Source organism: Pseudomonas syringae (assembly GCF_021606685.1).
In the GTDB taxonomy this organism is placed as follows: domain Bacteria; phylum Pseudomonadota; class Gammaproteobacteria; order Pseudomonadales; family Pseudomonadaceae; genus Aquipseudomonas; species Aquipseudomonas syringae_R.
Genome location: NZ_WKCB01000043.1, coordinates 1 through 12,945, shown reverse-complemented (window position 1 = coordinate 12,945; position 12,945 = coordinate 1). Strand labels below are relative to the sequence as shown.

The following is a 12,945-nucleotide window of genomic DNA, read 5'->3' as shown; positions in this document are numbered from 1 at the left end:
TTAATCTACTTTCGGCGCACAACGCGCCATTAGAGGAAGCTTTCCGTGGAAGCACTGCACAAGAAAATTCGCGAAGAAGGCATCGTGCTTTCCGATCAGGTACTCAAGGTCGACGCCTTTTTGAACCACCAGATCGACCCGGCGCTGATGAAGCTGATCGGCGACGAATTCGCCGCGCTGTTCAAGGATTCGGGGATCACCAAGATCGTCACCATCGAAGCCTCTGGCATCGCGCCGGCAATCATGACCGGCCTGAACCTCGGCGTGCCGGTGATCTTCGCCCGCAAGCAGCAATCGCTGACCCTGACTGAAAACCTGCTGTCGGCAACGGTGTACTCCTTCACCAAGAAAACCGAAAGCACCGTGGCCATCTCCCCGCGCCACCTCACCAGCAGCGACCGCGTGCTGGTGATCGACGACTTCCTCGCCAACGGCAAGGCGTCCCAGGCGCTGATCTCGATCATCAAGCAGGCTGGCGCGACCGTTGCCGGTTTGGGGATTGTGATCGAGAAGTCGTTCCAGGGTGGCCGTGCGGAGCTGGACGCGCAGGGTTATCGGGTTGAGTCGCTGGCGCGGGTGAAGTCGCTGGCGGGTGGTGTAGTCACCTTCATCGAGTAATCGCGATTCAAAATGTGGGAGGGGGCTTGCCCCCTCCCACATTTGGTTTTGTGTTGATTGTTAGTGCGTGGTGGCCTGGAGGCCGGCGAGCAGCAGGCGCTGGTAGAGGTCTTCTTTCAGCCCCTCCGGCTGATCCAGGCGCATCCGCTTCAAATGCTCGGGAAACGCCTCCGGCTCCGGTGCATCCAGCGCCGCCTTGCCCAGTTCCAGAATCTCCGTCAGCTTGAATTTGCTCTTGAGCCAGTTCAACGCCCGCAAGAGGTCCCGCTCCTCATCCGTGAAGTCGCTGCCCAGCGGATACTCCGGGAACAGCCGGCGATGCCGCGCTTGAATACCCTGTAGCCGCTCCGGCGTATTGTCTGCAAAGCGCGGGTCCAGCTTGAAATCCTTGGGTAACTTGCCAGCCTTTTGTGCCTGCTCGATCAAGTCGGCCTGGAAACGTGAGTCGGTGATATTGAGCAATGCCTCGATCACCTTGGCATCCGTCTGCCCACGCAGGTCGGCGATTCCATACTCGGTGATGACAATGTCCCGCAGGTGCCGAGGGATCGTGCAGTGGCCGTACTCCCAGACGATATTGGAACTGACCTCCCCCGCCGACTCGCGCCAGCTGCGCAGAATCAAGATCGAACGCGCGCCCTCCAGCGCATGCCCCTGGGCCACGAAGTTGTACTGCCCGCCCACGCCGCTGAGCACACCACCGCCTTCCAACTGATCGGCCACACCGGCGCCGAGCAGCGTCACCATGATCGCGCTGTTGATAAAGCGCGCATCCAGGCGCTGCAAACGCTTGAGTGCTTCCTGGCCGTACAGCTCGTTGATGTAGCTGATGCGGGTCATGTTGAATCCGAGGCGCTTGGCGTGGGTCATTTCCTGCAGGCGCTGGTAAAAACTGCGCGGCCCGAGGAAGAACCCGCCGTGGATCGACACCCCATCGGGCTGCGCAGCATCGTCGATCAGGCCGGCGTTGGCCTGCTCCTGGGTCGCCACATCCGGGTACACCTTGCGTCGCACGATGCCGGCGTCCGCCAGCACCAGCAAGCCGTTGACGAACATTTCGCTGCAACCGTAGAGGCCACGGGCGAAGGGTTCGACGCCGCCTTCACGGCTGATCAAGGGGGCCCACTGGTACACGTCGAGGTCTGTCAGCAGCAAGCGGTACGACTCATTGTCGGCTTGGCGGGCCAACAGCGCAGCCGTCAACGCGTCGCCCATGGAGCCGATGCCGATCTGCAATGTGCCGCCATCGCGCACCAGGGTGCTGGCATGCAAGCCAATAAAGTGGTCCTGAAACCCCACCGGCATGTTCGGTGTGGAAAACAGCGTGGTGTTGTCCTTTTCGTCGAGCAAGTAGTCGAATTCATCCATGCCCAATTCGGCATCGCCCGGCATGTAGGGCAAATCACTGTGGACCTGGCCGACCACCAGAATGGTTTCCCCCGCCTCACGGCGCTTGGCGATCATCGGCAGCAGGTCGAGGGTGATATCGGGGTTGCAGCTCAGGCTCAGGCGATCCGGGTGTTCGGCACTGCTGGCCACCAGTTGCGCCACCAGGTTGAGGCCGGCGGCATTGATGTCGCGGGCTGCGTGGCTGTAGTTGCTGCTCACGTAGTCCTGCTGCGCCTGTTCGCTGTGCAGCAGGCTGCCGGGCTGCATGAAGAACTGCTGCACGCGGATATTTTTCGGCAGGCTGTCCTTGTGCAGGTCGGCGAGAAAATCCAGCTCGGGATAATCGCCAAACACCCGCTCGATAAAAGGTTCGAGAAAGCGCTTCTGCAAACCATCACCCAATGGAGGGCGGCCCAGGCTCAGCGCGGTGTAGATCGTCAGCGAGCGCTCCGGCAACTTGGCAATGCGCCGGTACAACGCATTGGCAAACAGGTTCGGCTTGCCCAGACCCAGGGGCATGCCCATGTGGATATGCGCCGGCAACCGCGCCAGTACGTCGTCAACTGCTTGCTCGATTGAACACAACTGCACCATCCGACCCTCCTGAACATTCCATGATTAGGGGTTGGACCGAGCTTGCCGGGTCTTTGCTGCAATGAACAGCCTCGAAAGCCAAATCCGCGGCACAAAAAAGCCGCTCGTAAGCGGCATTTTTGGCGAAGGTCGGCGGGTTACAGGCCGGACATCTTCTTGATCGCGCCTTTCAGGTCGTCATCCGAGCAATCCGCGCAGGTGCCTTTGGGTGGCATGGCGTTGATACCGGTGATCGCCTTGGCCAGGATGCCATCGAGGCCGCCCTGGTGGTCGGCGCGTTCTTTCCAGGCGGCGGTGTCGCCGATTTTCGGCGCGCCCAACAGGCCGGTACCGTGGCACGCGTTGCAGTGCTTGGCGATGATTTCATCCGGCGTCTTCGCAGCGCCTCCACCGGAGGCGACGGCCACTTCCATGCCCTTGCATTCCTGGCCCTGGACGCAGACTTGCCCGACAGGCTCAAGGCGCTTGGCAATTTCATCGTTAACAGTCGCAGCCTGAGCGCTGACAGCCCAAAGGGCCAGTACGGTTGCTGGTGCAGCCAGCATTTTCATAATTAGGTTCACGCGTTCACCCTCAATGGTGGCTATTCACGCCTGCGGCCACGGTTTCGCAGGCGGCGAAAGTATAACGGTTAGCCCGTGCGGCCGAAACAACCCTATTAAATAAAGGGAGATTAAGCCTCGCGGATACAGCTACGGGTGTCTCTGCAACGCTGGCAGGACGCCTCTTTTGTCAAAAGTTCGCGGGTGTGGCTGCGCTGATTAGTCGCGCCGGCACGTCGAACGGGTTGCGAAAACGATGCGGCTTGGTGCTTTCAAAGTAGTAGCTATCGCCGGCTTCGAGCACAAAAGTTTCAAGACCGACCACCAATTCCAGGCGGCCTTCCACCAGAATCCCGGTTTCCTCGCCTTCGTGGGTGAGCATTTCTTCGCCTGTATCGGCGCCCGGCGGGTAAATCTCGTTGAGAAACGCGATCGCCCGGCTGGGGTGCGCCCGGCCTACCAGCTTCATGGTCACGGCGCCGTCAGAGATATCGATAAGCTCATTGGCTTTATAGACGATCTGGGTCGGTATTTCCTGGAGGATCTCCTCGGAAAAGAACTCGACCATGGACATGGGGATGCCGCCCAGCACCTTGCGCAAGGAGCTGATCGAGGGGCTGACACTGTTTTTTTCGATCATCGAAATGGTGCTGTTGGTGACACCCGCACGCTTGGCGAGCTCGCGCTGGGAAAGACCCTTGAGTTTACGGATGGATTGCAGTCGTTCGCCGACGTCCAATGCAGGAGCCTCCTAGGATTCAGGCTTTGTTGTAGTTGAGCGTTATCATGGCGACAGCGTTCAGTATTTACAACACTTGGGCCTAAATCCCGGGCAGCGGCGTTCGTACCTGGCGGTCAGGCGCCGGAATAGAGCCTTGGCACGCGGCGCAGGTTGCAGAAAATCTGGTAAGGAATGGTTTCGGCGGCGACCGCAATGTCACTGGCGAGGATGTTTTTGCCCCACAGCTCAACGGTCGAACCCAGACCGGCCTGCGGCACATCGGTGAGGTCGATGCACAGCATGTCCATCGACACACGCCCGAGCAATTGGCTGCGCTGACCCGCCACCAGTACCGGCGTGCCGGTCGGCGCATGGCGCGGATAACCGTCGGCATAGCCCATGGCAACCACGCCGATGCGCATCGGTTTGGGCGTGATGAACTTGGCGCCGTAACCCACCGGCTCGCCGGCCGGTAACTCACGCACGCAGATGACTTTCGACTCCAGGGTCATCACCGGTTGCAAGCGCGCGGCGATGGCCTGGTCTTCACCAAACGGCGTCGCACCGTACAGCATGATGCCTGGGCGCACCCAGTCGCTGGACACATTCGGCCAGCCCATCACCGACGGCGAGTTACGCAGGCTGACCTCTGCCGACAAGCCTTGGCGCGCGGCGTCAAACACGGCGACCTGTTCATTGCTGCGCACACAGTCGAGTTCATCGGCGCGGGCGAAGTGGCTCATCAAAACGATCTTGGCGACCTTGCCGCTGGCCAACAGGCGCTGGTACGCCTCGTGATAATCCTTGGGGTGCAGGCCGACGCGGTGCATGCCCGAATCGAGCTTGAGCCAGATGTTCAGCGGTTTGCTCAGCGGGGCCTGTTCGATGGCCTCCAATTGCCACAGCGAGTGCACCACACACCACAAATCATGTTCGATGATCAGCGGCAACTCGTCAGCTTCGAAGAACCCTTCCAGCAACAGCACCGGGGCGCGGATGCAAGCGGCGCGCAGTTCCAGCGCCTCCTCGATGCACGCCACGGCAAATCCGTCGGCCTCGGCTTCCAGTGCCTGGGCCACGCGCACGGCGCCATGACCATAGGCGTCGGCCTTGACCACGGCGAGGGCCTTGGCCCCCGTGACTGCACGGGCCAATTGGTAGTTGTGGCGCAGGGCTTGGAGGTCGATCAGGGCACGGGCAGGACGCATGGCGGCAGGCTTCTAGGCGGCAGAGTGAAGAAAAAACCGGCACCGACAGACAGCATCGGCACCGGGAGAGGGATCGTTGTTTAAGGCAGCGCAGCCACGACGGACAGCTCTACCAGGATTTGCGGTTCGCACAATTTGGCTTCAACCGTAGCACGGGCCGGGGCGACGCCTTTGGGCAGCCAGGTATCCCACACCGCGTTCATGCCGGCAAAGTCGGCATCAATGTCTTTCAGGTAGATCGTCACCGACAGCAGTTTGCTTTTGTCGGTGCCCGCCAGGTCCAGCAAACGCTCGATATTGGCCAGGGTTTCACGGGTCTGCTGTTCAATCCCGGCGTTCAGGTCGTCACCGACTTGCCCGGCCAGGTACACAGTGCCGTTGTGAACAACGATCTGACTCATGCGCTCATTGGTGAGCTGGCGCTGGATTGACATGTCGTGCGGACTCCTGGTGGTTGCCATAACGGGAAATATCGAGGCCTTCGGCGCTGATCTGCGGGGTTTTCTTCGCGATCAGGTCGGCCAGCAAACGACCGGAGCCGCACGCCATGGTCCAACCGAGGGTGCCATGGCCGGTGTTCAGGAACAGGTTCTTGAACGGCGTGGCACCGACAATCGGCGTACCGTCGGGTGTGGTCGGGCGCAGGCCGGTCCAGAAACTGGCCTCGGCCAAGTCGCCGCCCTGAGGATAAAGGTCGTTGACGATCATCTCCAGGGTTTCGCGTCGACGCGGGTTAAGTGACAGGTCAAAACCGGCTATTTCCGCCATGCCGCCGACGCGGATGCGGTTGTCGAACCGGGTGATCGCGACCTTGTAGGTCTCGTCCAGGATGGTCGACGTCGGCGCCATCGCCGGGTTGGTGATCGGCACGGTCAGCGAGTAGCCCTTGAGCGGGTACACCGGCGCCTTGATCCCCAGCGGCTTGAGCAGTTTCGGCGAGTAGCTGCCGAGGGCCAGTACGTAGCGGTCGGCGGTTTCCAGCTTGCCGTCGATCCACACGCCATTGATGCGATCGCCGGCGTAGTCGAGGCGCTGGATGTCTTGTTCGAAACGGAATTCCACGCCCAGCTGCATGCACATGTCGACAAGACGCGTGGTGAACATCTGGCAGTCACCCGTCTGGTCATTCGGCAGGCGCAAGGCGCCGGCGAGGATATCCGTGACGCTGGCCAGGGCCGGCTCAACGCGGGCGATACCGGCACGGTCGAGCAGCTCGAACGGCACGCCGGAGTCTTGCAGCACGGCGATATCCTTGGCCGCGCCATCCAGCTGGGCCTGGGTGCGGAACAGCTGCGTAGTCCCCAGGCTGCGGCCTTCGTAGGCAATGCCGGTTTCGGCACGCAACTCATCGAGGCAGTCACGGCTGTACTCGGACAGGCGCACCATGCGCTCCTTGTTCACCGCATAACGGCTGGCGGTGCAGTTGCGCAGCATCTGCGCCATCCACAGGTATTGATCGATATCGGCCGTGGCCTTGATTGCCAGCGGTGCGTGGCGCTGCAGCAGCCACTTGATAGCCTTGAGCGGCACGCCTGGCGCGGCCCATGGCGAGGCATAGCCAGGAGATACCTGGCCGGCATTGGCGAAGCTGGTTTCCATGGCAGCGGCAGGTTGACGGTCGACCACGACCACATCAAAACCGGCCCGAGCCAAATAGTAGGCACTGGTCACACCAATGACGCCGCTACCCAAGACCAGAACGCGCATTTTTATATCCTCATCGCGGGCGTGGCCGCTGACGTGTGTTATTCGAGCAATGATGTGCGCAGTGTAAAAAACAATCTCCAGTGCATTTCACTATATAACTGCCTATATTTGGCGACAATTCTCGGCAAAAACCCTTTTCACAGAGGCGTATCCCCTATGCGTACCAACACCCAGACTAAGCGGGAGCTGGACAAGATCGACCGCAACATCCTGCGCATCCTGCAAACCGACGGGCGAATTTCGTTCACTGAGCTGGGGGAAAAGGTCGGGCTGTCGACCACGCCGTGCACCGAGCGGGTACGCCGCCTGGAGCGTGAAGGGATCATCATGGGCTACAACGCGCGGCTTAATCCGCAGCATTTGAAGGGAAGTTTGCTGGTATTTGTCGAGATCAGCCTGGATTACAAGTCTGGCGACACCTTTGAGGAATTCCGCCGCGCAGTGCTCAAACTGCCCCACGTGCTGGAGTGCCACCTGGTGTCGGGGGACTTTGATTACCTGGTAAAAGCGCGGATTTCGGAGATGGCGTCTTACCGTAAATTGCTTGGCGATATCTTGCTCAAGTTGCCCCACGTGCGCGAATCCAAGAGCTATATCGTGATGGAAGAGGTGAAGGAGAGCCTGAACCTGCCAATTCCGGACTAACTGCCTGGTACAACTCAGTCAAGATGTGGGAGGGGGCTTGCTCCCGATGAGGGTGTATCAGCTGATAAATCTCTGACTGACCCACAGCTATCGGGGGCAAGCCCCCTCCCACATTTTGACCGCGTACATCTGCTAGACCAGCACCTGCCGGGTGCTCGCCATGTACGCATGGATCTGCTTCTCCACCCGTGGGTGAATCAGCTCAACCGGCCCCCGCCCGTTGGGGCATGGCAGGGTCTTGGTAGTGCCGAACAGCCGGCAGATCAGCGGGCGTTCGTCGTACACCGTGCAGCCTTGGGGGCCGAGGTGCACGCAGTTCAGCTCATCCATGGCCGCGTCCTGCTCGGCGGCGGTCTTGCGCGGCAGGCGCGACATTTCCTCAGGTGAAGTGGTCACCGGCCCACAGCAGTCGTGGCAACCCGGAACGCATTCGAACGAGGGGATCTGCCTGCGCAGCGCGCTGATTTTCTGACTGTTGCAACTCATCGACACACATACCCAACGGCGAATAGGCGTGGATTCTGACGCAAAACGCCCTGCGCAGACAGCTTCGTCCGACCGCTGTATCCTGCGTCAAATTTTCCAAACAGGGATGCTCCCCATGACTGCCAGCGCCCGGCACACCGCTTCCTACTACGCCGCCAGCAGCGTGCCGCAACCCGATTACCCGGCGTTGACCGGCGAAGTGAGTGCCGATGTATGCGTGGTCGGCGGTGGGTTTTCCGGGCTCAACACGGCGCTGGAGCTGGCTGAACGCGGCTTTAACGTGGTGCTGCTGGAGGCGCGCAAGATCGCCTGGGGCGCCAGCGGGCGTAACGGCGGCCAGTTGATTCGCGGCGTCGGCCACGGCCTGGACCAGTTCACCCACGTGATCGGCACCGACGGCGTGCGCCAGATGAAGCTGATGGGCCTGGAAGCCGTGGAGATCGTGCGCGAGCGCGTCGAGCGCTACCAGATCCCCTGCGACCTGACCTGGGGCTACTGCGACCTCGCCAACAAGCCGCGCGACCTGCACGGCCTCGCGCAGGACGCCGAGGAGCTGCGCAGCCTCGGCTATCGCCATGAAGTGCGCCTGCTGCAAGCCGGCGAGATGGGCAGCGTGATCGGCTCCGAGCGCTACGTGGGCGGCATGATCGACATGGGCTCCGGGCATTTGCACCCGTTGAACCTGGCGCTGGGCGAAGCCGCCGCCGCGCAGCAATTGGGCGTGCAGTTGTTCGAGCAATCCCACGTGACACGTATCGACTACGGCCCCGAGGTCAAGGTACACACCGCCCAAGGCAGCGTGCGCGCCACCACCCTGGTACTGGCCTGCAATGCCTACCTGAATGGGCTGAATCCGCAGCTGAGCGGCAAAGTGCTGCCCGCCGGCAGCTACATCATTGCCACCGAGCCATTGAGCGCGGCGCAGGCCGCCAGCCTGTTGCCGCAGAACATGGCGGTGTGCGATCAGCGCGTGACGGTGGACTACTTCCGCCTGTCTGCCGACCGCCGCCTGCTGTTCGGCGGCGCCTGCCACTATTCCGGGCGCGACCCCAAGGACATCGGCGCCTATATGCGCCCCAAGATGTTGCAGGTGTTTCCACAGTTGGCCGACGTCAAGATCGACTTCCAATGGGGCGGCATGATCGGCATCGGTGCCAACCGCCTGCCGCAGATCGGTCGGCTGGCCGATCAACCCAATGTGTATTACGCCCAGGCCTACGCCGGCCATGGTCTCAACGCCACGCACCTGGCAGGCAAGCTGCTGGCCGAAGCCATCAGCGGCCAGCAACAGGGGCGTTTCGACCTGTTCGCCCAGGTGCCGCACATCACCTTCCCTGGCGGCAAACACCTGCGTTCACCCTTGCTGGCGCTGGGGATGCTCTGGCACCGGCTCAAAGAGCTGCTCTGATCACTCGCGCCAGAAGGGTTTCAAGCCTTCCTGGCGCGCCTGCTCGGCGGTCAAACCGACGTCGAGCAGTTGCTCGCCCGTCAATTGCAACAGCGCCTTGCGTGTATGGCGACGATGCCAGAACAGATGCCAGCGGCTGACGTTACGCGGCGACGTCGCCCGCGCCTGCTCCGCCTGCAGTTCCTGACTGTGTAACACCAGCCGCACATCCGTCATGCCGTTCATTTTGCTGCCCCTCATTTGCTTGTTGCCATGAGTGAACAGCATGGGCGAGCGGCAAAAACCATTACAGATTCAACCTATCTTTATTAAATCCATACAGACGCTGCCTTTACGTGGCTGAATCCTGTATTTTCGCCCCATCTGTAATGGTCTCTTGGGAGCGATCGCCATGACCCTGTACGTCAACCTCGCGCAATTACTGGGCACGCGCATCGAGCAGGGCTTCTATCGCCCCGGCGATCGATTGCCTTCCGTGCGGGCCTTGAGCGTCGAACATGGGGTCAGCCTGAGCACCGTGCAACAGGCTTATCGGTTGCTGGAAGACAACGGCCTGGCAACGCCCAAGCCGAAATCCGGCTACTTTGTTCCGGTTGGCCGCGACTTGCCGGCGCTGCCCGAAGTCGGCCGTCCGGCTCAGCGCCCGGTGGATATTTCCCAGTGGGACCAGGTGCTGGAGCTGATTCGCGCGGTGCCGCGCAAAGACGTAATACAGATGGGCCGTGGCATGCCGGATGTATTGTCACCGACCCTCAAACCCCTGCTACGCAGCCTCGCCCGCGTCAGTCGGCGCCAGGACCTGCCAGGGCTGTATTACGACAATATTCTCGGCTGTATGGAGCTGCGTGAGCAGATTGCCCGACTGTCATTGGATTCCGGCTGCCAACTGACCGCCGAAGACATTGTGATCACCACCGGTTGCCATGAGGCGCTGTCCGCCAGCATCCATGCGATCTGCGAGCCGGGAGACATCGTGGCGGTGGACTCTCCCAGCTTCCACGGCGCCATGCAGACCCTCAAGGGCCTGGGCATGAAGGCCCTGGAAATCCCCACCGACCCGATCACCGGCATCAGCCTGGAAGCCTTGGAGCTGGCGCTGGAACAGTGGCCGATCAAGGTCATCCAGTTGACCCCCAACTGCAACAACCCCTTGGGCTACATCATGGCTGAGGCGCGTAAACGCGCGCTGCTGACCCTGGCCCAGCGCTTCGATGTGGCGATCATCGAAGACGATGTGTATGGCGAACTGGCCTACAGCTACCCACGCCCGCGCACCATCAAGTCGTTCGATGAAGATGGCCGCGTATTGCTGTGCAGCTCCTTCTCGAAAACCCTCGCGCCCGGGTTGCGCATCGGCTGGGTGGCTCCCGGTCGTTATCTGGAACGGGTACTGCACATGAAATACATCAGCACCGGCTCAACCGCCACGCAGCCGCAGATTGCGATTGCCGAATTCCTCAAGGGCGGGCATTTCGAACCGCATTTGCGGCGGATGCGCACCCAATACCAGCGTAATCGCGACCTGATGCTCGACTGGGTCAGCCGTTATTTCCCGGCCGGCACCCGCGCCAGCCGCCCACAAGGCAGCTTCATGCTGTGGATCGAGCTGCCAGAAGGCTTCGACACCCTCAAGCTCAACCGCACCCTCGTGGAGCAAGGCGTACAGGTCGCGGTGGGCAGTATCTTTTCTGCATCGGGCAAGTACCGCAACTGCCTGCGCATGAACTACGCTGCCAAGCCAACCGCGCAGATTGAAGAGGCGGTACGCAAAGTTGGCGCGACAGCAATCAACATGCTCGCTGAGGCGAGCGACTGACCTTTCGCGGGAAATTGCCGTCATATGCCGACAACCGCCCTGATCTGGAAGCGACTCCCTTGATGATTCAACGGCTTTTACCGTTTTTCCTGTTGGGAGCCCTGGCCCTGGGCGGTTGCGCCACCACGCCGACACCGCGCATCCCCAGCGACGCGCTGCCCGCCGCGCAATCATCGTTCGGCCGTTCGATCCAGGCCCAGGCCGCGCCCTATCAAGGCCGCTCCGGCTTTCGCCTGCTGCCCAACAGCAGCGAAGCCTTCATGGCCCGCGCCGAGCTGATCCGCAACGCCCAGACCAGCCTCGACCTGCAGTACTACATCGTGCATGACGGCATCAGTACACGCATGCTGGTGGACGAACTGCTCAAGGCCGCCGACCGTGGCGTGCGCGTGCGCATCCTGCTGGACGACACCACCAGCGACGGCCTTGACCAGATCATCGCCACCCTCGCCGCTCACCCGCACATCGAGATTCGCCTGTTCAACCCCCTGCACCTGGGCCGCAGCACCGGCGTGACGCGGGCCATGGGGCGCTTGTTCAACCTGTCGCTGCAACACCGGCGCATGCACAACAAGTTGTGGCTGGCGGACAACAGCGTGGCCATCGTCGGCGGGCGTAATCTGGGGGATGAATACTTCGACGCCGAGCCCAACCTGAACTTCACCGATATCGACATGCTCAGCGTGGGCCCGGTGGCCGAGCAGCTCGGCCACAGTTTCGACCAGTACTGGAACAGCGCCCTGAGCAAACCCATTGATGACTTCGTTTCCATCACCCCGTCCAAAGGCGACCTGGCCGCCGCCCGCGTGCGCCTGCAAGCCTCGCTGGCCGACTCACGCCAGCAGAACCACGCGCTGTACAACCGCCTGCGCACCTACCAGACCCAGCCGCGCATGGACACCTGGCGCCGCGAGCTGATCTGGGCCTGGAACCAGGCACTGTGGGACGCGCCGAGCAAGGTGCTGTCCAAGGCCGACCCGGACCCTCGGCTGCTGCTGACCACCCAGTTGGCCCCGGAGTTGGAGGGCGTCAGCCATGAGCTGATGATGATCTCGGCGTATTTCGTACCGGGGCAGCCTGGGCTGGTGTACCTGACGGGGCGCGCCGACGCCGGCGTGTCGGTGAGCCTGCTGACCAACGCTCTGGAAGCCACCGACGTGCCCGCCGTGCACGGCGGTTATGCGCCCTATCGCAAGGCGCTGCTGGAGCACGGGGTAAAACTCTACGAACTGCGCCGCCAGCCGGGCGACCCCAGCGCCGGCAGTGGACCGCACCTGTTCCGGCGCGGCACCTTCCGGGGCTCGGACTCGAGCCTGCACAGCAAGGCAATGATCTTCGATCGCACGAAGTCGTTTATCGGCTCCTTCAACTTCGACCCACGCTCGGTACTGTGGAACACCGAAGTCGGCGTGCTGGTCGACAGCCCCGAGCTGGCCGAGCACGTGCGCAACCTGGCGCTGCAAGGCATGGCCCCGGCCTTGAGCTACGAAGCGAAACTGCAGGATGGCCAAGTGGTGTGGGTAACCGAGGACAACGGCCAGTTGCACACCCTGACCCGTGAGCCGGGCAGTTGGTGGCGCAGGTTCAATGCCTGGTTCGCCACCAGCGTCGGCCTTGAGCGCATGCTCTAGAATCATCACAGTTCAAAATGTGGGAGGGGGCTTGCCCCCGATTACAGTGTGTCAGGCACAACAAGTCCTGGCTGATCCGCCGCTATCGGGGGCAAGCCCCCTCCCACATTTTGAATGCATTTCAAGGTCAGGCCGGCTGTGCGGCGCCAAATGCCCCTTGGCGCAGCAACAGCACCACCA

The 12,945-nt window shown here is 61.7% G+C and carries 13 protein-coding genes; 5 read left to right on the top strand and 8 right to left on the bottom strand.

The annotated features are described in order from the left end of the window. Window positions 1-45: 45 nt before the first annotated feature. On the top strand, window positions 46-618 hold the full coding sequence (locus GIW02_RS16895) for a xanthine phosphoribosyltransferase (RefSeq protein WP_003195447.1): 573 nt from the start codon (window positions 46-48) through the stop codon (window positions 616-618). 60 nt (window positions 619-678) lie between these two features. Here the strand turns inward: GIW02_RS16895 and GIW02_RS16890 are convergent, their stop codons facing one another. From GIW02_RS16890 to dadA, 6 genes are all read right to left on the bottom strand, one after another. Next, on the bottom strand, window positions 679-2,601 hold the full coding sequence (locus GIW02_RS16890; RefSeq protein ID WP_236411441.1) for an acetyl-CoA hydrolase/transferase C-terminal domain-containing protein: 1,923 nt from the start codon (window positions 2,599-2,601) through the stop codon (window positions 679-681). A 137-nt stretch (window positions 2,602-2,738) separates the two neighbouring features. Continuing rightward, the gene (locus GIW02_RS16885) at window positions 2,739-3,152 is read right to left on the bottom strand and encodes a c-type cytochrome (RefSeq protein ID WP_236411494.1); all 414 of its coding nucleotides are present in this window, start codon (window positions 3,150-3,152) and stop codon (window positions 2,739-2,741) included. Between the two features lie 181 nt (window positions 3,153-3,333). After that, window positions 3,334-3,882, bottom strand: a complete 549-nt coding sequence (locus GIW02_RS16880) for a cupin domain-containing protein (RefSeq protein ID WP_003176893.1) — start codon at window positions 3,880-3,882, stop codon at window positions 3,334-3,336. Window positions 3,883-3,998: 116 nt separating this feature from the next. Then, a complete protein-coding gene (gene alr, locus GIW02_RS16875) occupies window positions 3,999-5,072 on the bottom strand; it encodes an alanine racemase (protein WP_236411440.1) in 1,074 nt (357 codons plus the stop codon). A gap of 80 nt (window positions 5,073-5,152) precedes the next feature. Next, a complete protein-coding gene (locus tag GIW02_RS16870) occupies window positions 5,153-5,506 on the bottom strand; it encodes a RidA family protein (RefSeq protein WP_236411435.1) in 354 nt (117 codons plus the stop codon). Further along, window positions 5,478-6,779 carry a D-amino acid dehydrogenase gene (gene dadA, locus GIW02_RS16865; RefSeq protein ID WP_236411433.1) on the bottom strand — a complete coding sequence of 434 codons (1,302 nt, stop codon included), beginning with the start codon at window positions 6,777-6,779 and terminating at the stop codon, window positions 5,478-5,480. Before dadA ends, GIW02_RS16870 begins: the two co-directional genes overlap by 29 nt. Before the next feature lie 156 nt (window positions 6,780-6,935). Here dadA and GIW02_RS16860 point away from each other — a divergent pair, with 156 nt between their 5' ends. Further along, a complete protein-coding gene (locus GIW02_RS16860) occupies window positions 6,936-7,424 on the top strand; it encodes an Lrp/AsnC ligand binding domain-containing protein (RefSeq protein WP_003176896.1) in 489 nt (162 codons plus the stop codon). Window positions 7,425-7,556: 132 nt separating this feature from the next. On the opposite strand, the gene GIW02_RS16855 is transcribed toward GIW02_RS16860, so the two are convergent. Next, window positions 7,557-7,910: a YkgJ family cysteine cluster protein gene (locus GIW02_RS16855; protein WP_236411432.1), complete on the bottom strand. Its 354-nt coding sequence runs from the start codon at window positions 7,908-7,910 to the stop codon at window positions 7,557-7,559. A 115-nt stretch (window positions 7,911-8,025) separates the two neighbouring features. Here GIW02_RS16855 and GIW02_RS16850 point away from each other — a divergent pair, with 115 nt between their 5' ends. Next, window positions 8,026-9,318 carry an NAD(P)/FAD-dependent oxidoreductase gene (locus GIW02_RS16850; RefSeq protein WP_236411430.1) on the top strand — a complete coding sequence of 431 codons (1,293 nt, stop codon included), beginning with the start codon at window positions 8,026-8,028 and terminating at the stop codon, window positions 9,316-9,318. Here the strand turns inward: GIW02_RS16850 and GIW02_RS16845 are convergent, their stop codons facing one another. Then, the gene (locus GIW02_RS16845) at window positions 9,319-9,543 is read right to left on the bottom strand and encodes a DUF1127 domain-containing protein (protein ID WP_236411493.1); all 225 of its coding nucleotides are present in this window, start codon (window positions 9,541-9,543) and stop codon (window positions 9,319-9,321) included. A 166-nt stretch (window positions 9,544-9,709) separates the two neighbouring features. Here GIW02_RS16845 and GIW02_RS16840 point away from each other — a divergent pair, with 166 nt between their 5' ends. Both GIW02_RS16840 and GIW02_RS16835 read left to right on the top strand, forming a co-directional pair. Continuing rightward, entirely contained in the window at window positions 9,710-11,134 is a 1,425-nt protein-coding gene (locus tag GIW02_RS16840; protein WP_236411428.1) for an aminotransferase-like domain-containing protein, read from the top strand. A gap of 62 nt (window positions 11,135-11,196) precedes the next feature. Beyond that, window positions 11,197-12,765 (top strand): phospholipase D family protein, encoded by a 1,569-nt coding sequence (locus GIW02_RS16835; protein WP_236411426.1) that lies wholly within the window; start codon window positions 11,197-11,199, stop codon window positions 12,763-12,765. Window positions 12,766-12,945: the final 180 nt, after the last annotated feature.